General features: G+C 65.6%; 18 protein-coding genes. 9 read left to right on the top strand and 9 right to left on the bottom strand.

The genetic code is table 11. From position 1 onward, the window contains the following. Nucleotides 1–248 (bottom strand): adenosine kinase (locus VFZ97_15300; protein HEX6394801.1); only part of this gene is annotated, 248 nt, incomplete at its 3' end. A 67-nt stretch (nucleotides 249–315) separates the two neighbouring features. Between VFZ97_15300 and VFZ97_15295 the strand changes: the two genes are divergently transcribed. Further along, nucleotides 316–2,874 carry a M1 family aminopeptidase gene (locus VFZ97_15295; GenBank protein ID HEX6394800.1) on the top strand — a complete coding sequence of 853 codons (2,559 nt, stop codon included), beginning with the start codon at nucleotides 316–318 and terminating at the stop codon, nucleotides 2,872–2,874. Between the two features lie 117 nt (nucleotides 2,875–2,991). Continuing rightward, nucleotides 2,992–4,251 carry a metallophosphoesterase gene (locus VFZ97_15290; GenBank protein ID HEX6394799.1) on the top strand — a complete coding sequence of 420 codons (1,260 nt, stop codon included), beginning with the start codon at nucleotides 2,992–2,994 and terminating at the stop codon, nucleotides 4,249–4,251. A gap of 113 nt (nucleotides 4,252–4,364) precedes the next feature. On the opposite strand, the gene xseB is transcribed toward VFZ97_15290, so the two are convergent. Then, nucleotides 4,365–4,631, bottom strand: coding sequence for an exodeoxyribonuclease VII small subunit (gene xseB, locus VFZ97_15285; protein ID HEX6394798.1), 267 nt, complete (start codon nucleotides 4,629–4,631; stop codon nucleotides 4,365–4,367). Then, nucleotides 4,628–5,905 carry an exodeoxyribonuclease VII large subunit gene (gene xseA / locus VFZ97_15280; protein ID HEX6394797.1) on the bottom strand — a complete coding sequence of 426 codons (1,278 nt, stop codon included), beginning with the start codon at nucleotides 5,903–5,905 and terminating at the stop codon, nucleotides 4,628–4,630. Before xseA ends, xseB begins: the two co-directional genes overlap by 4 nt. A gap of 58 nt (nucleotides 5,906–5,963) precedes the next feature. Between xseA and VFZ97_15275 the strand changes: the two genes are divergently transcribed. From VFZ97_15275 to VFZ97_15260, 4 genes are all read left to right on the top strand, one after another. Beyond that, the gene (locus tag VFZ97_15275) at nucleotides 5,964–7,178 is read left to right on the top strand and encodes a DEAD/DEAH box helicase (protein HEX6394796.1); all 1,215 of its coding nucleotides are present in this window, start codon (nucleotides 5,964–5,966) and stop codon (nucleotides 7,176–7,178) included. A gap of 27 nt (nucleotides 7,179–7,205) precedes the next feature. Next, on the top strand, nucleotides 7,206–8,273 hold the full coding sequence (locus VFZ97_15270) for a hypothetical protein (protein ID HEX6394795.1): 1,068 nt from the start codon (nucleotides 7,206–7,208) through the stop codon (nucleotides 8,271–8,273). 232 nt (nucleotides 8,274–8,505) lie between these two features. After that, nucleotides 8,506–9,804: a UDP-N-acetylglucosamine 1-carboxyvinyltransferase gene (murA, locus tag VFZ97_15265; protein ID HEX6394794.1), complete on the top strand. Its 1,299-nt coding sequence runs from the start codon at nucleotides 8,506–8,508 to the stop codon at nucleotides 9,802–9,804. A 45-nt stretch (nucleotides 9,805–9,849) separates the two neighbouring features. Then, nucleotides 9,850–10,806, top strand: coding sequence for a MurR/RpiR family transcriptional regulator (locus tag VFZ97_15260; GenBank protein HEX6394793.1), 957 nt, complete (start codon nucleotides 9,850–9,852; stop codon nucleotides 10,804–10,806). Here the strand turns inward: VFZ97_15260 and VFZ97_15255 are convergent. Both VFZ97_15255 and VFZ97_15250 read right to left on the bottom strand, forming a co-directional pair. Next, on the bottom strand, nucleotides 10,756–14,226 hold the full coding sequence (locus VFZ97_15255) for an NAD-glutamate dehydrogenase domain-containing protein (protein ID HEX6394792.1): 3,471 nt from the start codon (nucleotides 14,224–14,226) through the stop codon (nucleotides 10,756–10,758). The two genes, VFZ97_15260 and VFZ97_15255, sit on opposite strands and share 51 nt — an antisense overlap. A 28-nt stretch (nucleotides 14,227–14,254) precedes the next feature. After that, on the bottom strand, nucleotides 14,255–14,665 hold the full coding sequence (locus VFZ97_15250; protein HEX6394791.1) for a hypothetical protein: 411 nt from the start codon (nucleotides 14,663–14,665) through the stop codon (nucleotides 14,255–14,257). 170 nt (nucleotides 14,666–14,835) lie between these two features. Here VFZ97_15250 and VFZ97_15245 point away from each other — a divergent pair, with 170 nt between their 5' ends. Then, nucleotides 14,836–15,543, top strand: coding sequence for a crotonase/enoyl-CoA hydratase family protein (locus VFZ97_15245; protein HEX6394790.1), 708 nt, complete (start codon nucleotides 14,836–14,838; stop codon nucleotides 15,541–15,543). Nucleotides 15,544–15,548: 5 nt separating this feature from the next. Here VFZ97_15245 and VFZ97_15240 read toward each other — a convergent pair whose 3' ends face one another. From VFZ97_15240 to VFZ97_15230, 3 genes are read right to left on the bottom strand one after another with little or no spacing between them, the layout of a single operon-like run. Then, complete coding sequence (locus tag VFZ97_15240; GenBank protein HEX6394789.1) at nucleotides 15,549–16,004, bottom strand: flavodoxin; 456 nt, start codon at nucleotides 16,002–16,004, stop codon at nucleotides 15,549–15,551. Nucleotides 16,005–16,024: 20 nt separating this feature from the next. Beyond that, nucleotides 16,025–16,672, bottom strand: coding sequence for a hypothetical protein (locus tag VFZ97_15235; GenBank protein ID HEX6394788.1), 648 nt, complete (start codon nucleotides 16,670–16,672; stop codon nucleotides 16,025–16,027). Between the two features lie 30 nt (nucleotides 16,673–16,702). Beyond that, entirely contained in the window at nucleotides 16,703–17,416 is a 714-nt protein-coding gene (locus VFZ97_15230) for a hypothetical protein (GenBank protein ID HEX6394787.1), read from the bottom strand. A gap of 142 nt (nucleotides 17,417–17,558) precedes the next feature. Here VFZ97_15230 and VFZ97_15225 point away from each other — a divergent pair, with 142 nt between their 5' ends. Next, nucleotides 17,559–18,524: an acyl-CoA desaturase gene (locus tag VFZ97_15225; protein HEX6394786.1), complete on the top strand. Its 966-nt coding sequence runs from the start codon at nucleotides 17,559–17,561 to the stop codon at nucleotides 18,522–18,524. A 126-nt stretch (nucleotides 18,525–18,650) separates the two neighbouring features. Next, complete coding sequence (locus VFZ97_15220) at nucleotides 18,651–19,085, top strand: universal stress protein (GenBank protein HEX6394785.1); 435 nt, start codon at nucleotides 18,651–18,653, stop codon at nucleotides 19,083–19,085. On the opposite strand, the gene VFZ97_15215 is transcribed toward VFZ97_15220, so the two are convergent. Next, a complete protein-coding gene (locus VFZ97_15215; GenBank protein ID HEX6394784.1) occupies nucleotides 19,072–20,349 on the bottom strand; it encodes a cyclopropane-fatty-acyl-phospholipid synthase family protein in 1,278 nt (425 codons plus the stop codon). The two genes, VFZ97_15220 and VFZ97_15215, sit on opposite strands and share 14 nt — an antisense overlap. Nucleotides 20,350–20,367 lie beyond the last annotated feature (18 nt).

The raw sequence follows: 20,367 nt of genomic DNA, 5'->3' as shown, positions 1-20,367 counted from the left end.
TTGCGTATTTTTCCTATGAATTCGACCTGCACACCGAACGAGGCGACAACCGCCGCGGTGTTGGCTGCAGACCCGCCGGACACCTCGGTGGCGGGACCGAGCTCGCTGTAGATCTCGGCCGCCCGGGCGTCGTCGACCAGTGTCATCGTCCCCCTCTGGAGCCCGAACCGGCGGACCAGCTCGTCAGGGGATGGTGCCAGCACGTCGACGATTGCGTGTCCGATAGTCACGATCCGTGCGCTGCGCATCAGACGACGGTACCTGGCCCCGGTAGGGTAAAGCACTTCCGATGACCGAGCCAGAGGAGGAGCCGACGTGGTAGACGCAGCTGCCTACAGGCTGCCACTCAGCGCCAAGCCCGAGCGCTACGAGCTAGAGCTGGTGCCGGACCTGGAAGCGTCCAGGTTCGAAGGCAGAGAGACGGTCATCGTCACCGTCGTCGAGCCGACCACGAAGTTCGTCCTCAACTCGGTCGACCTCGACATCCGGGACGTCCGGATCGAACACCCGTCGGGGCGCTCGCTGGTGGGGACGGTCACCTACAACGAACCGGAGCAACAAGCGACGTTCTCGTTTTCGGAGGAGCTCGAGCCGGCGAAGGGATACCGGCTGAGCCTTTCTTTCGGCGGGAAGCTCAACGAGAAGCTGCAGGGCTTCTACCGCAGCACCTTCACCGATCGCGATGGAGCCCAAGGGGTCATCGCGTCTACGCAGTTCGAGCCGACCGACGCCCGGAGGGCTTTTCCCTGCTGGGACGAGCCAGCGTTCAAGGCGGTGTTCTCGGTAACGCTGGTGGTTCCAGACAAGCTCGTGGCGTTGTCGAACAGCCGGGAGATCTCCCGCTCGGATGAGAGCGGCGGTAGGACTCGAATCAAGTTCGCCGACACCATCCCGATGTCCACCTATCTCGTCGCGTATGCAGTCGGCCCGTTCGAGATTTCGTCGGAGCGCGAGGTCGACGGTGTTGAGCTAAGGATTGCGGCGGTCCCCGGGAAGTCCTCGTTGACGGCGTACGCGAGCAAGGTGGGTGAGCACGCCCTGCGTTTCCTGGCCGCGTACTTCGACATTCCGTATCCGGGCGACAAGCTCGACCACATCGCGATTCCTGACTTCTCGTTCGGGGCGATGGAGAACCTCGGTTGCGTCACCTACCGGGAGAGCGCGTTGCTGACCAATCCGGCGACAGCGTCGCAGCTCGAGCTTCAGCGAGTGGCCACGGTGATCGCCCACGAGACCGCGCACATGTGGTTCGGCGACCTGGTGACCATGAAGTGGTGGAACGGGATCTGGCTGAACGAAGCGTTCGCGACCTTCATGGAGCTACTTACCACCGACGACCTCCGGCCGGAATGGGACGTGTGGACCGCGTTCTCCACCGGCAAGTCTGCGGCCATGGTTACCGACGGCCTGCGAGCGACCAGGCCGATCGAGTTTCCAGTGGGCCGCCCGGAGGAGGCCGAGGCGATGTTCGACCTTCTCACCTATCAGAAGGGCGGCGCCGTCCTTCGGATGCTCGAGCAGTACCTCGGACCCGAAGCGTTCCGAAAGGGGATCGGCCACTACCTGCGAAGCCACGCGTTCGGGAACACCGAGACCGGCGATCTGTGGGATGCCTTGGAGACCACTTCGGGCGAGCCCGTCCGCTCGATCATGGATTCGTGGATCTGGCAGGGCGGGCACCCGGTTGTAACCGTCGAGCAGACTGGCCCGGCGGAGCTCTCCCTGCATCAAAGGCGGTTCCTCTACGACGGCAGCGAGTCCGACGAACGTTGGGTCGTCCCCGTCAATCTTCGGTCGTCGGTCGAGGGCCAGGTCCAGCGACAGAGGGTGTTGCTCGACGGTGAATCAGTCACCGTTTCGTTCGACGGGCCGATCGATTGGGTATTGGTCAACGATGGCGCTTGGGGTTTCTATCGCGCGCACTACTCCCCACAGCTTTCACGACGCCTGGATGACGCTGGCGTGCTGTCGGTGTGCTCACCGATGGAGCGATTCGGGTTGCTGACTGACGCGTTTGCGGCCGTTGTCGCGGGCATCGCCGACACGCGTGAATGGGCGTCGGTCGCGCGATCAATGCGAGGCGACGACGACCCAGACGTCTGGGCAGCGATCGTGGGAGTTACCGGTCTGCTCAGCGAGATCGGCGGAGATGACGACAAGCAGGCCGTCCAGTCGTTCGTCCGCGAGCTCGCAGAACCCGTATGGCGTGAGCTCGGTTGGGACCCGGGATCGGACGAGACACCGCGGACCGCCACCGCCCGGGGCAGAGTTCTGTCGGCTCTCGGCCTTGTCGGCTCGGACCCGGAAGTGATCGCTGAGGCCACCAGCCGCTTCGACAGGCATCTGGAGGGCGTCGGTGCGCTCTCGCCAGACGTGGTGAGCGCCGCGTTGCGAATAGTCGTCGCCGAAGGCGGCGTGAGAGAGTGGGAGGCGGTCCTCAACCGTTATCGGGAGGTCGACAACCCGCAGGAGAAGCTGCGCTACCTGTATGCACTCGCGGAGACGCGGGATCCGGAGCTGGTTTCGCGAACATTGGACCTGACGCTCGGCACGGAGGTGCGGGCGCAGGACGGCCCGTTCCTCGTAGCGGGCGTGCTCGGCCGTCCCGACAGCGGCGCCCAAGCCTGGGCTTGGGTGGTCCGGCACTGGGACGAACTGACGGTTCGATTCCCGAACCCGTTGCTTCTTCGAGTGTTCGAGTCGCTTGCAGCGCAGGCCGATGCACAAGTTGCCGCGTCGGTCCACGAGTTCTGCTCGACCCATGAGCTTCCGATCGCCGGTCCCCGCCTCGACCAGATCCTCGAACGGCTAGACATCAACGTGGCAATGGCAGCGCGCATGCGGGGAACGTTGCGCGCCGCATTCGCTCCGTGACAGCAGCGTCAGCAGCGCAGAGACCGAAGAAGACGCCCTTGGTGGCGGATTCCACGCCGGGCGGGCGGTCCGTCGCTCCACCCACCCAGCGTGGTACCCGCCACCTTGCGTCTTGTTATGCCCCAGACCGAGCGCGGGTTAACCGGATTCGGGGGATTTTTGCCGCCCACTAGGCGGCCCCTGGAGGTCTTCGCAGTAGAGCACGACAGCATCCAGCTGACGTGGGCGCAGCTGCCGTCCGCTGAAATGTCGGTGGAACTCGACGGTCGGTCGTTCGAGGTAGGCACCCCTGCCCCACCCTGGTTTCGTCTTCAAGGCCGCCGTCGGCTGGGTTCCGGCCGCGCCGGCCCCGGCGCCCTGACCGTACGCGGGTTGTCGCCGGCCACCACCTACGAGGTGCTCCTTTCCGGCGACGGCTACCAGCGCCGGATGGTGGCAAGAGCGAGAACGATGGAGCCTCCGCCGGGGCGGTTGTTGTCACGGTTCGCGACGATCAGCGACTGTCATTTCGGCGAGCGGAGCTTCGCTCCCCTCAAGCTGCTGCACGACCCGCGACCCCGCCCGAGGGGACTCCTGCCTTACACGGTTCGATGCGCTTTGGCGGCGATCTCCGAATCGGAACGTTGGGGCTCGGAGATGATCGTCGCAAAAGGAGACCTGACCCAGAACGCGAAGCGACCCGAGATCGCCACCGCCGTCGAGGTTCTGGACGCGGCCAACGTGCCGGTCGCGATAGCCCTCGGCAATCACGACGTGCGCGGTCCGCTCGACCCAGTCTCCATCCTCAAGGAATCGGGGTTCGAGGCATCGGTCGACGCATCGTTCCGGGATCTCCCGGGTGTCCGGCTCGTTCTCGGCCACAGCCCGATTCCCGAGCGCCACTCGGGTCGCCTTCCCGAACAGCACGTTGCCGAGGTAGCTGCGCTGGCCGGCGCGGACCGAATCGAGGCACGTCCAGTGGTGGTAGTCATGCACCATCCGCTTCGCCGCTGGCCGGTAGAAACGCACTACCCGCCGTCGGTTCGCTGGAGGGACTCGCGCAAGTTCGAGTCAGCAGTGCTCGCGGCGAACCGGTCCGCGATCGTCTTGTCGGGGCACACCCACCGGAACCGCCTCTACCGGGCCGGCGGCCTCTGGATCGCCGAGGTCGGATCGACGAAGGATTATCCGGGCGTGTGGGGCGGCTACTCGGTCTACGAAGGCGGCATCAGGCAGGTCGTCAGGCGGATCGAGCGGCCTGACGCGATCGCGTGGAACGAGATGACCAGGCGAGCGCTCGGCGGGGTATGGGGCTGGTGGAGTCCGGGAAGGCTGGGAGACCGCTGCTGGACGCTCCACTGGCCGGACCGCGTCGTGCGGGCTGTGCCGGCGGTGTAACGGTTAGTGGGAGCGGGATCTCCCGTTCGTCTGTCGGTCTGGTCGTCTGTCGTGTGTCCCACAGAAACCAGTTGTCACGCAAAAAACCCCGCAACGTGAGGGCACCCCGGGGCTTAGCCCTCCGACTTGGACAGCCGTTCGATGCGTTGCTGAACCTGCGCCAGGCGCTCGGTCGCCAGCGCGTGCAGATGCTGGGCACGTTCGTACAGATCGGCTGCCGCCTCGATGCCGAGGTCACCGCCGGCGAGCGTCTCGGTCACCTGCTCCAGCTCCGCCATCAGATCTTCGAACTTGCGGTCGCCGTCGGGGCCGGCGCCGGGACCGCCGCCGGCACTGGCGTCGGAGTCTCCGTCGACACTTTGGCCCGTGGTGCCCGTCACTGCGCCGACTTCACCTGGGTGACGGAGGCGGACAAAGCACCCTCGGCAAGCTCGATCTCGATCCCGTCGCCGGGGGTCACGTCCGTCGCGAAGCGAAGCACTTCCCCGGTCGGACCGCTGACCACGGCGTAACCGCGCTCGAGCGTCCGCCGAGGCGAAAGCGCCTCGAGATGCCGGCCATCCGCCGCGAGGCGCCCCTTCGCCCGACCGATGATCTCGCCGAGGGGGCGGCGCCAGTCGACGCCTGCGAGACGTTGCCGGCACATCCGCAGTTGGCGGGAAGGGTGGCAGTCGCCGATCCGCTGGCCTCCACGCTCGAGGCGTAATTCGGCTCGTTCAATGGTCGCCCCCAAAGCTTGGCCGGGGTCGACCGAACCGGTCCGGCGTTGGGCCTCGCCAAAGCGGGCCGCAAGAGATGCGCCTGCGGAAACAAGGCAGCGATCAAACCGCGCGGCCAGCTCTTCCCGATGAGGCACGACCGCTGCCGCGGCAATCGACGGTGTCCCGCACCTCAGGTCGGCGACCTCATCGCAGAGCGGACGGTCACTCTCATGGCCGATCGCGGAGACCACCGGAACCGGGCAGGCGGCGACAGCTCTGCACACCTCTTCCGTGCTCCATGGGAGCAGTGAGGGTCCGTCGCCTCCGCCGCGGGCCAGGATCACCACGTCGACCCCCGGGACGTCCACGACCGACCGGAGTGCCTCCACGATCGACAACGACGCCCCCGGCCCCGACACCGTCGTCTCCTCGAAGACCACCGGGTAGCCAGGAAAACGAGCAGCCACCACCGACTCGATATCCCTTCTCACCGCGGCGTCGGCCCCGCAGACGACCCCGATCAAAGCCGGAAGGACCGGCACTGGACGCTGTCGAACTCCGAGGAGCCCCTCGGCCTCCAATCGCCGGCGTGTCTCGGCGATCAACTCGGCGACCGCCCCGGCTCCGACGGGCACCACCTCGTCGGCGAGGAGCTGCAACCGGCCCTGCTCGTTCGCCCATTGAAGCTTTCCGGTGACGCAAACGCGCTCGCCGTCGACCGCCCGGCTGCGCTTCGCCGCCGACGAGGGCAGCACCACTTCCATCTGCGCCGCCCGGTCCCGGAGCGTGAAGAAGGTCCAACCTCCTCGTGAAACGCGGGGCCGGTAGACCTCACCCTCGACCGCGATGCGGCCCACCCCGACAAGTGCCCGGGCGATCTCGCCAGCGAGCCGGACGAGCGTCACCCGCCTGGGAGCCTGCCTGTTTTCCTCGTCGAAGAGCTTCAACGTCACTGCACAACCAAGGCTACAGCGGCCGTTACGCCGCAACCCGCTACCATGGGTCACGAGAATGCATAAGGAGCAGGTTTCCAGCACGGAGCCCGCCGGTTCTTTCGCCTCACTCGGATTGGCGCCCGAATTGGTGGAAGCCCTTGCCCGGCAAGGCATCGTTGATCCATTTCCAATCCAGGCGCTGACCATTCGGGACGCGCTGTCCGGCCGCGACGTCTGCGGGAAGGCGAAGACCGGTTCGGGCAAGACGCTCGCCTTCGGGCTTCCGCTGTTGCAGAGAGTCGAGGCCGCCGCCGGCTCGGCTTCCGGTCCCAGGGCTCCCCTCGGACTGGTTCTCGTCCCGACCCGCGAGCTCGCCCGGCAGGTCGCCGATGTCCTCGAGCCGCTCGCCGCCGTAGCCGGTCTCGCTCTTACCGCTTGCTACGGAGGGACAGGGATGGACTCCCAGATCAAGTCCCTCGAGGAAGGCACCGACGTTCTCGTGGCCACGCCCGGCCGGTTGATCGATCTGCGCCAGCGTGGCGCGGCCGACCTCAGCCGTGTCGAGGTACTCGTCGTCGACGAGGCGGATCGAATGGCCGACATGGGGTTCATGCCCCAGGTCGAATGGCTTCTCCGTCATCTGGTGCGCCCCCATCAGACGATGCTGTTCTCCGCGACTCTCGACGGCGACGTTGAGCGCCTCGTGCGCCACGAGCTGACCGACCCGGTGTTCCACGAAGTGCAGTCGGCAAGACCGACCGTCACCGCGATGGTGCATCGCTTTGTTCTCGTCCACCAGATGGACAAGGTCCGGGTCGCTGCGGCGATCTGCGGTACCGCGGAGCGGGCGATTGTCTTCTGCCGGACCAAGCGCGGGGCGGACCGCTTGACCGACGATCTCAGGCGGGAGGGGGTCAACGCCCGGGCGATTCACGGCGATCTGCGACAGCAGGTTCGTGAGCGGGCTTTGCGGAGCTTCGCCGCCGGCCGGCTCCCGGTGCTCGTTGCGACCGACGTCGCGGCGCGCGGAATCGATGTCGACGGCATAGACGTGGTGGTGCATTTCGACCCGCCCGAAGATTCGAAGTCGTATTTGCACCGCTCGGGCCGTACGGCACGCGCAGGGAGGGACGGGCTGGTGGTCACGCTCGTTCTCTGGAACGAGCAGATGGAAATCGAGCGAGTCCAAAAGCGTCTCGGGCTCTCCTCGCCCATCGTCGAGATGTTCTCCAACGACCCGCGCCTTCGAAGCCTGCGCACCTGGGACCCGGCCGAGATCTCGGTCGCCTGACGACAACACCTTAAGACACCGGCCTCCATGCCTCTGCCGCTGCAGGTCTTTGTGTTTGCAGCAGGCGTGTTCCTTGTCGTTACGGCCATCCTGTCGGCGCTGCGCGCAACTATTCTGCCGAGGAGCGCGCAGAGTCGCATCGTCAATTCGTCGGTCCGGGTCACTCGTTTCGCGTTTCGGTTGCGCGCGAAGCGGTTGGAATCGTATGAGGCGCGGGACCGCGCCATGGCGATGCTCGGACCGACGTCATTGCTTGCCGTACTCGCTGTTTGGCTGATCCTCGTGATGTGGGGATTCACGCTGATGTTCTTCGCGATCACGGGAGGATCGTTCAAGTTCGCTGTGGAGCTGTCGGGGTCGTCCGTCTTCACTTTGGGAACTAGCACCGGCCCAGGGGTGTGGACCAAGCTGTTGACGTACACAGAGGCCGCCGTCGGGCTGCTCGTCCTGACGCTTCTGATCACTTACCTTCCGAGCATCTACGCCGCGTTCACCAGAAGGGAGAGCGGGGTGGCGCTTCTCCGGGTGCGACTGGGCGCGCCGCCGAGAGCCGCGACGATGCTGATCAGGTACCACCAGATCGAAGAGCCGCACTATCGCCTCAACCAGGTCTGGCAGGACTGGGAACGGTGGTTCGGGGATGTCGACGAATCGCACTCGACGTTCCCGATCCTTGTGTTCTTTCGCTCACCGCAACCTGACCGGTCGTGGATCACAGTCGCGGGCGCGCTTCTCGACGCGGCGGCGTTCTGGTTGTCAGCGGTGGGTGACCATCCACTCGACCCTGACGCGCAGCTGTGCATACGCGCGGGGTACATAGCGTTCCGTCACATCTCCGAAAACCTCGGGATCAGCTACGACCCGAACCCCGATCCCGACGATCCGATCTCGATTACCAGAGACGAGTGGGAAAAAGAGTTCGAGAGGATGGCGGACGCCGGCATGCCGATGATCGCCGATCGCGAGGCGGCATGGACGGCATGGAAGGGCTGGCGGGTCAACTACGATCGGGTTCTTCTGGAGTTGGCCCGGGTTGTGGAGGCTCCCCTTGCTCCGTGGATTTCGGACCGGAGTCCCGTCGTGTACGGAAAATAAGCCTGGTGGCGGCCACCGCGATCAGGATCGCGGCGAGGCCGAGGATGATGCCGTAGAAGTCCGCCGGGTCGTTGTGAGGTCCGGAAACGTTGCCGGTCGCGTTCGGCCCGCCGGTGATGGTCACAACCCCTCCGGGGAGGGTCGTCGCCGGTGCTGGTGTCGTACCGGTCGGGCCCATCCGCCAAGCATGTCATGACACGGCACGCGAGGTCTTAGCGGGTAGCCTTCATGCGTGTCAGACGCTTGGCTGATTGAACCGGCGGGTCCACTCAGGGGCGAAGTGGAGGTACGAGGGTCCAAGAATGCGGTGACCAAGCACATGGTCGCGGCGATTCTCGGAGAGAGGCCCAGCACCATAACCAATGTGCCCGAGGTCGGCGACGTCGAGATAACCGCGAACATCCTCACCGCGATCGGAGCGAACGTCGAGCGGAGCGGGGATTCGCTGACAGTCAGTCCCCCGAGCGACGTGATCCCGACCGTTCCCTTGTCTTTCAGCGGGCTCAACCGCATTCCGGTCCTTATGCTCGGACCGCTTCTTCACCTGACGGGCGAGGCATTTGTTCCTCGGGTCGGCGGTGACAGCATTGGCGCAAGACCGGTCGACTTTCACGTCGATGTTCTCCGCGCGCTCGGAGCGGAAGTCGAAGTGAACGACGTGGGCATCTCGGCGAGGTGCAACCGGCTGAAGGGCGCGATCATCGAACTTCCGTACCCCAGCGTCGGTGCAACCGAGTCGGCGCTTCTGTCGGCTTCGCTGGCCGAAGGAAAGACAGTGATCCGTGGCGCGGCCACGGAGCCCGAGGTGCTCGAACTGGCGCTTTTTCTTCAGAAGATGGGCGCTCTCATCGAGTTGAAACCCGACCGGGTCATCGTCATCGAAGGCGTGACGCGCTTGCACGGTGCCCGGACGCGATTGCTGGGTGATCGCAATGAGGCGTTCAGCTACCTGGTCGCAGGTCTCTTGACCGGCGGCGAGGTGCGCGTGGTCGGGTGTGGGCAGGACCGACTCGTCACCGCCATCACCACCCTGATGAGGATGGGAGCGCTCGTCGACGTCGACGACCACGGGATGGCCGCTTCGGCACCAGACGGCCTGCGCGCTGCCGCGGTGCAAACCGACGTCCACCCGGGTTTCATGACCGACTGGCAGACGCCGTTGATGGTCCTGTTCACTCAGGCGGAGGGAATGTCCGTGCTGCACGAGACGGTTTACGAAGACCGTTTCGTCTACGTCCCTGCATTGCAGAAGATGGGCGGAGAGATCCAGCTGTTCTCGAGTTGCCTCGGTGGTCCGGCGTGCCGTTTCTACGAGACCAGCAACATGCACTCCGCTCTGGTGCGCGGGGTCTCGAAGCTGCGGGGCGCAGAAGTCGAGATCCCTGACGTCCGGGCCGGCTTCTCGAGCGTGATCGCAGCCGCAGCAGCCGAAGGCTCCTCGTTGCTGAGAGGCGTCCATCACCTCGAGCGGGGATACCACCGTCCGGCGGATCAACTCCGATCCCTGGGCCTCGACCTTCAGACTCAGTAACGCGACCAGTCGCTCGTCCTAAGCTTCTTCGCACTCCTTATGGGCGTGGTCGAGCGCATCATGGCGCACGCTGAAAGGCTCACCTCGACGGAACGAAAGATCGCCGAGGTGCTGGCCGGCGAACCTCAGACTGTCGCGTTCGGCACCGTCGCACAGGTGGCCCGGGTCGCCGGGACCAGCGGACCGTCGGTGGTGAGGCTCGCGGTGAAGCTGGGTTACGAGGGTTTCGTCGACCTGCAGTCAGACGTCCAGTCGGAGCTGGCCAGCCAGCTCGGTCCCGCCCGCGACCGGATCCGCCAGAGGCCACCGACGGATCTGCTGGCAAGAGCACTTACCACCGAGCAGGACAATGTGCTCAGCACCCTCCACGGGTTGAGCGTCGAGACCGTAGATGCGGCAGCGTCGCGCCTGGCGGACCGCCGGCACAGCGTGTGGGTCCTCGCCGGCGAAGTCACCGGCCCGATAGGTCGCGTGCTCGACAGCCAGCTGAGCCAGCTGCGTGACGGCGTCACCCGGCTGGCGGGCTCAGAGGTAGCGATCAGCCGCTCACTGGCGGGCCTGGAAACGGACGACACCGTGATCGCAATAGATGTGAGACGTTACGAGCGTGCGGTTGTGTCGGTAGCTCGCTGGGCGAGGGAACGGGGTGCGATCGTGATCGCGATAACGGACAGCCCCCTGTCACCGCTGGCGGCCGGCGCCGCCCACACCTTCTTCATCTCGGCGCGCGGCGTGGGGCCCTTCGACAGTGTCACAGGCGGGATCGCCCTTGCCAACGTGCTGGTTACCGCGGTGGCGGCACGGCTGCGTCAAAGCGCTCCGGCGCGGCTCGACGCCATAGAAGCAGCCTGGAACGCCTCGGGCGCACTCGTTGCCGAGCCCGGAGGCAACAGCCCTTTGCCTGGAATGGAGATGTTCACCGACTCGGTGCCGGGCGCGTTGAACGGAGCTTCAGACAGCCCTCTGCAACCGGCGGATCGCCAGGACGGCCGAGTCGAGTAACGCCTCACCGGCCCGGGCGGACGAACCGAGCATCTGCGCAGCGCTTCGCAACGCGTCAGCATTGGCCACCTCCCAAGCAGCCAAGGCATCGGTCGGGCTGGTACCCAGCCTGAGCACCCTTGTGGCGGCGTTGCGCCTCCAGTCGGCGAGGTCATCGAGAACCGAGCGGCCGAGCCACACCGTCAAGCGGCGCGGGGGCGGAACAATCGACAACGCGGCAGAAACCGCCGATGCGATTCCCTCAGTACCAGCGGCGCGGTCTACCCCGTCGAGACACTCGAGCGCTTCTAACGCGTTCCTGCCCGTGGCGTCCATGACCGGACGGGCGTCGGCGACGTCTGCGCGGCCCGAGGCGAGAACGTAGCGGGCGGCGATGTCCCGCTCGATCCCCAGGTCCACCAACTGCTCAACGGATGCCTTGACGGCGTCATCTGAGCGCGACGCTCCGATCTGGTCGGCGACCACGCTGTCCGCGGTGATCAAAGCCCCGATGTCAATGACGCCCGGGCGGGCGAGGTACGACCTGGCGAGGCGGATGACCGCCTCGGAGATCTCGGCCTGCAGCGCTGCCTCTGCCTCGGCGGTCAAGGACGCCGCCAGCGCCTCGAGCTCCGACCACAGCGACCCGGCTCCGATGACTTCGCGAGCCGCCCAGAACGCTGCCGCAACCTCGTCGAGCCGCCTGCCCATCTCCGCGGCGGTCTCGTGCGCCCAGACTATGCCGAGCTGGTCGACGAGATCCCCCGCAACGTCGGTAGCCGCCAGTTGGGGATAGAGACGGTGCCTTGGGATCAGGTCCTCGAAATCCCGCCGGATGGCAACCGGGAAGTACGGCACGACCGCCTCGAGATAGGGATGACCCTTTGAGAGGACGGGTCCGATCGACTTCTCGATCTCGGCAACGAGATTCGATCTGGCGTAAGCCAAGAGGACAGCCAGCTCTGGTCTGATAAGCCCGGCTCCCGCTTCGCGCCGGATGCGAAGCTCCTCTGGTTCCGGAAGTGACTCGACCTGCCGGTTGAAGGCTCCCGCTCCTTCGAGAGCGTCGATCAGGGCTGCAAACGCGTCCGGCTCCCTTGCGCTGTGCACGACGGCTCTCTCCAGCGCGGCGACGTTGTGGTCCACCTGGCGCAGAACTTCCGTGGTCACTTCGCCGGTCGACTCGTGCAGGTAACTGTCTCGTTGCGCGGGATCGAGACGCCGTTCCTCGATAGCGAGAGCCAGCAGGATCTTCAGGTTGACCTCGCGGTCCGACGTTGCAACTCCGGCCGCGTTGTCTACGAAGTCCGTGTTGATCCTCCCTCCGCGTCGTGAGTATCGGATCCGGGCCTGCTGGGTAACGCCGAGGTTGGCTCCCTCCGCGATCACTCTCGTCCTGACCCGGTCGGAGGTGATCCGGACCGAGTCGTTGGCGTGGTCGCCAACGTCCGCGTCGGATTCGGCCGGTGCCTTGATGAACGTTCCAATGCCTCCGAAGAACAGCAAATCGACCGGTGCGGCGAGGATGGCCGATATCACCTCCGGGGGGCTGAGGCTCTCGGCTTCGACCCCGAGCGTCCGCCGCACCGCGGGCGCGAGTGGAACCGTCTTCGCGTCGCGGGGCCACACACCGCCGCCTGGCGAGATCACCTCGCCGCGGTAATCCGCCCAGCTGGATGCCGGCAACTCGGCGAGACGCCGGCGTTCCTCAAAAGACCTCTCAGAATCAGGTTCGGGATCCAGGAAGACGTGGCGGTGATCGAACGCGGCAACCAGTCGGATCCTGTCGCTTTGCAACATGCCGTTCCCGAATACATCTCCCGACATATCCCCGACTCCGACGACGCTGATCGACTCTCGCTGAACATCTATGCCGAGTTGGCGGAAATGTCTCCGCACCGCGACCCAGGCGCCTTTAGCCGTGATACCCAGTTTCTTGTGGTCGTACCCCCTCGAGCCGCCGGACGCGAACGCGTCGCCCAGCCAGAAACCGAGCTCCTCGCTGATCGAGTTGGCGAGATCGGAGAACGTGGAGGTGCCCTTGTCCGCCGCAACCACCAGGTACGGGTCGGGCTCGTCACGAGCAACGACTCCGGCGGGGACGATCGTCTTTCCGCCGGACACGTTGTCAGTTATCTCGAGCAGCGAGCGGACGAACGTCGCGTAAGCGGCCTTAACATCCTCGGCCTTGACCGGCACCATGGAGCCGACCAAACGAACGCCCGGTGGGCGCCCGAAGCCTGATGCCAGCCGGCACACGAACCCGCCCTTCGCACCCGTCGGGACAATGATCGCGTTCTTCTTCACCTGAGCGAAGGCGAGGTCCAGTATCTCGGTCCGGAAGTCCGCGGGTCGATCGCTCCAACGAAGTCCCCCGCGCGCGATGAGACCCGCTCGGAGATGGATGCCTTCGATGCTCGGACCGTGCACGAACGCCTCGAATTTCGGGCGCGGGTTGGGCAGCTCGGGCACCAGACCGCTGTCCAGTTTCAGCACCACGACCGGCTTGTTCGAGCCGTCGCCGCCCACCTGAAAGTAGTTGGTGCGAACAGTCGCATCGATCAGGCGCAGATAACCGCGCAGCACCCGATCATCCTCGAGTCTCGGCACGAGGTCGAGGGCAGCGACACAACGCGCCCGTTCCGCAGCCTCTTCCGGGCTGGCCCCCGACGGTTCGCGCTCGAGATCAGGGTCGAATCGACCGTGGAAGTACCCGACCAGTCCGCGGGCCACGTCCGGGAACTCCACCAGCGGGTTGGTCAGATCGACCGCGGTCAGGGGCGTTCCTGCTTGCAGCCGGTAGCGCAGGTAGCAACGCAACAAGGTGACCTGACGCCAGTCGAGCCCAGCCACAGTCACCAGCCGGTTGAGGGAATCGACCTCGGCTTCGCCGCGGGCAACCGCCTCCAGCGCGTCCACCAGCCGTGGACCGTGGATCTCCGGTACGAATCGCAGCGTCTCGATTCCGTCGGCCGTGTCGACCCGGAGCCCAATGTCGTCGATGTGAAATGCGGGACCGCCGGGTTCCGAGGCGGCGATCCGGTGCGGAACCGCATCCACGACGATCAGCCCGAAGCTCTCCAGAACCGGCAGGAAGCTGGTCAGCTCGATCGCCCCTTTCCCGTACCGGCGAAGCCGAAAGGTGCACGCTGGATCCTCCGAAGGACGCACCAGCAAACGGTGATCCCCGCCGAAGACGCCTCCGCCGAGGGCGGTTCCCCCGTTCGCCTGGTGTGGGGGATGCAACTCCGCCAGTTCGGCGAGGTCGAGAGCGGCCTCGGCCGGCGAGGTCTGATCCTTGTAGCTGGCGGGCGCCCGGGCGGCGAAGCTCGCTGCGGCGGATTCTGCGTGCGGGCCCGCTATGTGAGCAGCGAGCTCGCTGGCCCATTCGGATGGCGAGTGCGAGGCGCTTTCACCGCCCGGTGCCGCTTCGCTGCTCACCCTGGCAGCTTCGCGCACGTCGCTGCACTCAGGCGGGAACCTCCTGACCGGCGGAAGGCACCTCTCCGCCAGAGTCGGGGGTCTCCCCGCCGGCGCCCACGGTCCGGTATTGGAGGTCGAGGACCATCAGCATCATCCAGCCTGACTTTTCCTGGAGCTTGTGGCCGACCTGCCGAAGGAGCGCAGCCGGCGCGCTGTCCTGTGGGCGCGTGCCCTCGGGCGCGGTTGCGGTCAGCGAATAGGCGTAACGGTCGAGCGGCGGGTGCCCGTCACGGGAATGGCGATTCTCACTGAGGACGGCACACACGTCCCCGTCCCGGACCAACCAGGTCCCCGGTTGCCCGGGACTGACAGAAAACCCGGTGAGCCCGGCAACGGTCTCGGCGACCGTCTCGAGCGGAACCGGAGTGGCGATGAACAGATCGACCGAACGGGACATGGATCCTCCAAACGCGGAGAGGAACGGAATGGTGCACCAGTTATAGTCTCTTAATGTTTCTCAGTCAATCCTATGTTCATAGGGCAGCGCACCCTTTGGGCCGGTCGGTCGGTTCCCTCCGAGCCACCGGTAGTGGGACCACCCGACCTTTAGCCGTAACATCGGCGGCCATGCCGATCACGTACGAGCTGCGGGACAAAGTGGCGGTTATCAACTTCGACGACGGAAAAGCCAACGTGTACACCCCAGCGGTGCTCGACGGGTTGTCTGGAGCGCTCAATCGAGCTTCCGAGGACCCGTCGGTTACGTCGGTTCTGCTGGCCGGCAGGCCGGGGCGGTTTTCGGCGGGCTTCGACCTCGCGACCATGACCGCGAGCACCGAGGCCATGCGAGCGCTCGTATCCCAGGGAGGTCGGTTCGTCGCCCAGATGTTGCTCCACCCGACTCCGGTTGTCGCCGCGTGCACCGGGCATGCCTTGGCCGCCGGCGCGCTGGTCCTGCTTGCAGCCGACTACAGAATCGGAGCGACCGGCTCGTTCCAGATAGGACTCAACGAGGTCGCTATCGGCATGCCGCTCCCGGTCTGGGCGGTCGAGCTTGCCCGCTACAGGATGCCGCCGTCGCAGTTCGATCGGATTGTCATCGGAGAGGTGAGCGACCCCGAAAGCGCGATTTCAGCCGGATTCCTCGACGAAGTGGTGGAAGGCGACTCCCTCCTTGAACGGGCGAGCGCGGTGGCCTCAAAGCTCTCCGAACGCAGGCGCGGTGCCGTGGACGGCACCAAATCACGTGCCCGCGGCGAGCTGGTACGGCGCATGCTGGACGGGATGGACGAAGATCTCGCCAGCCTGTCGGGCCCCACCCCGGCAACCGCGTAACCGGCTCAGTCGAGCACCAGGCCGGCCGCAACGGCGGCGCCGAGCTCACGGGCGGCGTCGAGCTCGGATGGACTTGGTTCGCCTTTGATGATGAGCGGTGCCTGGGCTTGCCTCCACTGCAGGCCGGACGTGATCGAGTCGAGCGCTCGAAGCGCGCCCGTTGCGTCGTTGTTCGAATGGAGGTAGGCCCCGTAAGGGCGGCGGCGGGTCGCTTCCAGGCACGGGTAGTAGATCTGGTCGAAGAAGTGCTTCATAGCGCCGGCGAGGTAACCGAGGTTGACCGGACTGCCCAACAGGTATCCGTCGGCCTCGATCACCTCGAGTGCGGATGCGGTGAGCGCCGGCCTGGCTATCACCTCGACACCTTCGAGGGCGGGATCCTGCGCGCCTGCCATCACGGCGAGATGAACGGCGTGGGTCGCAGGAGACACAGTGTGGTGAACGACGAGCAGCCGCTTCACTGGATACTTTTTTCCGTGTCTCAGGTGGTGAGCGCGCTCTGGGCGGCGCTGGCGTAGATCTCGACCGCCCGCCAGCAGTACCAGGCAACAACCGAGCGGTACGGCTGGAACGGCTTTCCTAGCACCTCGAGCTCTTTTGGAGCCGGCATGGGTACGCGCCATGCGAGGCTGTAGCCGCGACGCACGCCTAGGTCACCGGTTGGCCAAACGTCGAGACGTCGCATCTGGAACATCAGGAACATCTGAGCGGTCCACTCGCCGATCCCCCGGACGGTCGTAAGCCTGGTCACGATCTCGGCATCCGATTCGCGGCTTAGACCCCGCGGGTCCAGAACGACCGTGCCGTCCAGAACTTTGCCCGCCAGATCCCTCAGCGACGCGGTCTTGTTGGCGGAAAGGCCAGCCGCTCGCATCTGCTCGTCGCTGAGGAGCAAGAGAGCCGCCGGCTCGACAACGCCTTCAAGCGCAGCGACGAGCCGCCCATGGATCGCTGCGGCGGCGGCGCCGGCGAGCTGCTGGTAGACGATCGCGCGGGCCAAAGCGGCGAAGTGACTGTCGACGGGCTTGCGGAGCTTCGGCGGCCCGACCCGCGCCAAGAGCTCTGCCAAGATCTGGTCACGCGCGGCAAGTTCCTGTGCCGCCGCCGCGTAGGACAGCTTTCGACTCACGGGTCGCACGATACGCGGCCAGCGGACCTTTCAGGCGAGCTTCCCGATCGCCGCGCTGAGCGTGGAGGGCAAGTCCCCGTATATCGGGTTGTATCCCGCTGACGCGGCCACCCAGACCACACAGATGACGTCCTGACCGGTCAGAGCGACACCAACCTGCAGCCTCTCAGGACGGCCCGCTGCAGTGAACGACCCTTCGAACTCGCTCGAGGCGTCTCCCAACTGCTGGAGGTTCCCTTCCGTCAACGGCACATGGTCAGAGACGCCTTCGATGATCGCCGAAAAGGTTGGGCACGACCGGAGTGCCGCGGTGACCTGTTGGTACACCCCTGCGGCGGTACCGCCAGGGTACGAACCGACGATTTCGGCGATGAACGGCAGGCCTCCGGCATCCGGACCCACAAGGCCCATCAAAGCGTTCCCGCTCTGGGCTGGAGAGGGGCCGAGACCGGCGAGGCACGGAGCAGACCTGACCAGCGATAGCGCGGACCCGGTGTTCACCCGATAGAAGCCACCAAGATCAGTCGGGCTCAGCATGCCCACAGCAAGCGCCTGTGAGCTCGACCCTGGACCCGCCGGCACCGTGGTCGAACTAGAGGGGGGGATCGAAGACGTCGTCGTCGAAGGCGCAGTCGTCGTAGCGGCAGCCCGATGTGCCGTCGATGTGTGGGTGGCAACCCCGCCCACCCCAGCCCCGATGACAGCCACGCACAGCCCCAGCAGACCGATCTCCAGCCGGTTCACGGGCGGTCAACCTAGCGGCGCATTCCGGCTCTCATGTGGCCGCCGTCACTGCCCGGAAATGTTGTCGCCATCGGTGCGCGACAATATGGTCGCCTGTACCGCCGGCCTATAGAGGCGGCCTCACGCCGAGAGACGAGGTCAATTGACTATCACCGAGGCTGTCCTCGACCGCCCCATCCCGTCCGTACCCGAGCAGACCGAGCCGCTCGATCGGAAGCAGTGGGGCTCGCAGATCACCCTGTTTCTGTTCATCGTTCTCCCGCTATTGGCGTTGATCGCCGCAGTCCCGATGTTCTGGGGATGGGGCCTCACCTGGCGTGACGCCCTGATCGCATTCGTGATGTACGGGCTCACCGGCCACGGGGTGACCATCGGTTTCCATCGACACTTCACCCACCGAGGCTTCAAGGCGAAGCGTTGGGTTCGGGTTTTTCTCGCGGTCGCCGGAAGCATGGCGATACAAGGCCCGGTGATCCAGTGGGTTGCGGACCACCGCAAGCATCACCGCTTCTCCGACAAGGAAGGCGACCCGCATTCACCATGGCGCTATGGGGAGAGCCTGCGGGCGCTGACCAAGGGCTTCTTCTATTCGCATGTTGGCTGGCTGTTCGACTGGGACAAGACCCCGGAGCAGCACTATGCCGGAGAACTCCTGGCGGATCGCGACATTCGCGCCGTTTCCCGGACGTTTCCCTTGTGGGTCGCAGTGTCCCTTCTGCTCCCACCTTTAGCAGGTGGTCTCTGGTCGTGGTCGTGGCAGGGAGCCGTAACCGCGTTCTTCTGGGGGAGCCTCGTCCGGGTGAGCCTGCTGCACCACGTGACGTTCGCCATCAACTCGGTGTGCCACATCCGGGGCCGGCGTCCGTTCAAGACTCGCGACCGAAGCCAGAACGTCTGGTGGCTTGCAATCCTCTCGTTCGGAGAGTCGTGGCACAACTTCCACCACGCTGAGCCGGTTTCAGCACGTCACGGAGTCGACCGCTTCCAGATCGATTCGAGTGCTTTGCTCATCAAGGTGATGGAGAAGCTCCGCTGGATCAGCGATGTTCGGTGGCCCGACGCCGGGGTGATCTCCCGCCGGCGGTTGGCCGCCGGGCCCGCGACCTAGGCGGCAGCACCGAGCGGGTGGGGCCGAGCCCACCCGCCGTGTACGTTCGGACACTTTTTCGATACGTCGACGCGCGCGAAGTTCTAGTTTCTGCGTTGGACCGCCGGAAACTAGGGAGGACGGGTCATGTACAAGTGCGTCGTCGTAGGAACAGACGGCTCGGGGACCGCAGACCGGGCGGTGGAGACAGCGGCCGAACTGGCCCGCCAGTGGGGAGCTCCTCTGCACATCGTCACGGGCTTCAGAGCAGGAGCAGGCGGGATGGCGGCGGCGTCGGGGGCGCCGTTCGTGGAGGCCGCGGCCGATGGTTTCGCGCGTGAAGCCGCCGACCAGGTGACCGAGAACGCGGCGACGGCCTGGGGCGAAGGGCTCCAAATCAGCCGGCACAGTGTCGGCGGGCACCCGGCCGACGCGATTCTCGATGTGGCCGACCAGGTAGGCGGCGACTTGATCGTCGTCGGTTCGAAAGGCATGCACGGTGCCCGCCGTTTTCTCGGCTCGGTCCCGAACTCGGTTGCGCACGGCGCGCAGTGCGCCGTGCTGATCGTCAAGACCGACTGAAATTCGCGGGGGCGCTGAAGTCCAACCGCTCCAGCGGCATGCCCGAAACTCCGTTGACGGTCTTCACCGCGAGTACCTGGTGGAGTTCAATACGACGCTCCACGAAGCCTAAGCGCGATCCTGCAAGGTAAAGGCGCCACACGCGAGCGCGGCCCTCGCCGACTTCGCGAACCGCCTCGTCCCAGTGAGCCTCCAGGTTGGCGCCCCAAGCCGCGCACGTCCGCGCGTAGTGCTCACGGAAGTTCTCTTCGTGACGTACCTCGAAACCGTTGTCCTGTATCGCCCCGATGATCGTTCCCACGGCCTCGAGCTCTCCGTCCGGGAAGACATAGCGATTGATGAATCCACCAGTCCTCGAAGGCTCGTACGTGACGGCCCTGGTGATGCAATGGTTGAGCAGCCGGCCGTGGGGGCGGAGACGACCGGCAAGAAAACTCACATAGCCGGCGAGGTTCTTGGCCCCGATGTGCTCTGTCAGTCCGATGCTGCTGACCGCGTCAAACCCGGTTTCGCTGACACTCCTGTAATCCGCATAACGAATCTCGGCCAGGTCGGTGAGGCCAAGATCTGCGACCGCCTTCTGCCCGTACTCGGCCTGCTGGCGAGAGAGCGTCACGCCCAGTGCGCGCACGCCGTAGTGCTTGGCGGCGTGCAACACCATCGTTCCCCATCCGCAGCCGACGTCGAGTAGCCGCTGCCCAGGTTGCAGGTCCAGTTTGCGGCACACCAGGTCGACCTTCTCTTCCTGCGCCTCCTCGAGAGACGCCCCCTCATGCGGAAACACGGCACACGTGTATGCCATCGAGGGTCCCAGGATCCATTTGTAGAACTTGTTCGACACGTCGTAGTGATGGCTGATCGCACGGGAGTCGCGGCTGAGAGAATGCCGGAGACCCCACCATGGTCCCGGACGAACCTCCTGCGGCGGTGGAGGAATCGGCCGAACGATTTCCGGTCCGAGCTTCCGAAGAACCTCGAGCCTCTTCGTCCACGACAGCGATCCGATCCGATCGCTGGAGAGCATGAGCAGAGTCGAGTACATGTCACCCTCGAGATCGAGATATCCCGACACGTACGCGCGGGCGAGACCCAAGTCGCTGGGTGCCGTGGCGATGTAGTTGAGGGCCCGTGGGTCCTTCACCACGAGGCGGCTGGTTGCGTTGGCCGGCCCTGCCGAGCTTCCGTCGTACGCCTCGATTGCGATAGGGCTTCCTGCTCCTACAACCGACGCCAGCACCGGGGCTATGGGAGAGCGGGGTGCCATGGGTTTCCTCCAGTCCTG

It is taken from the genome of Acidimicrobiales bacterium (assembly GCA_036378675.1).
Taxonomy (GTDB): domain Bacteria; phylum Actinomycetota; class Acidimicrobiia; order Acidimicrobiales; family Palsa-688; genus DASUWA01.
Note: the sequence above shows the minus strand (reverse complement) of the source record. Positions and strands in the feature narration are given on the sequence as shown.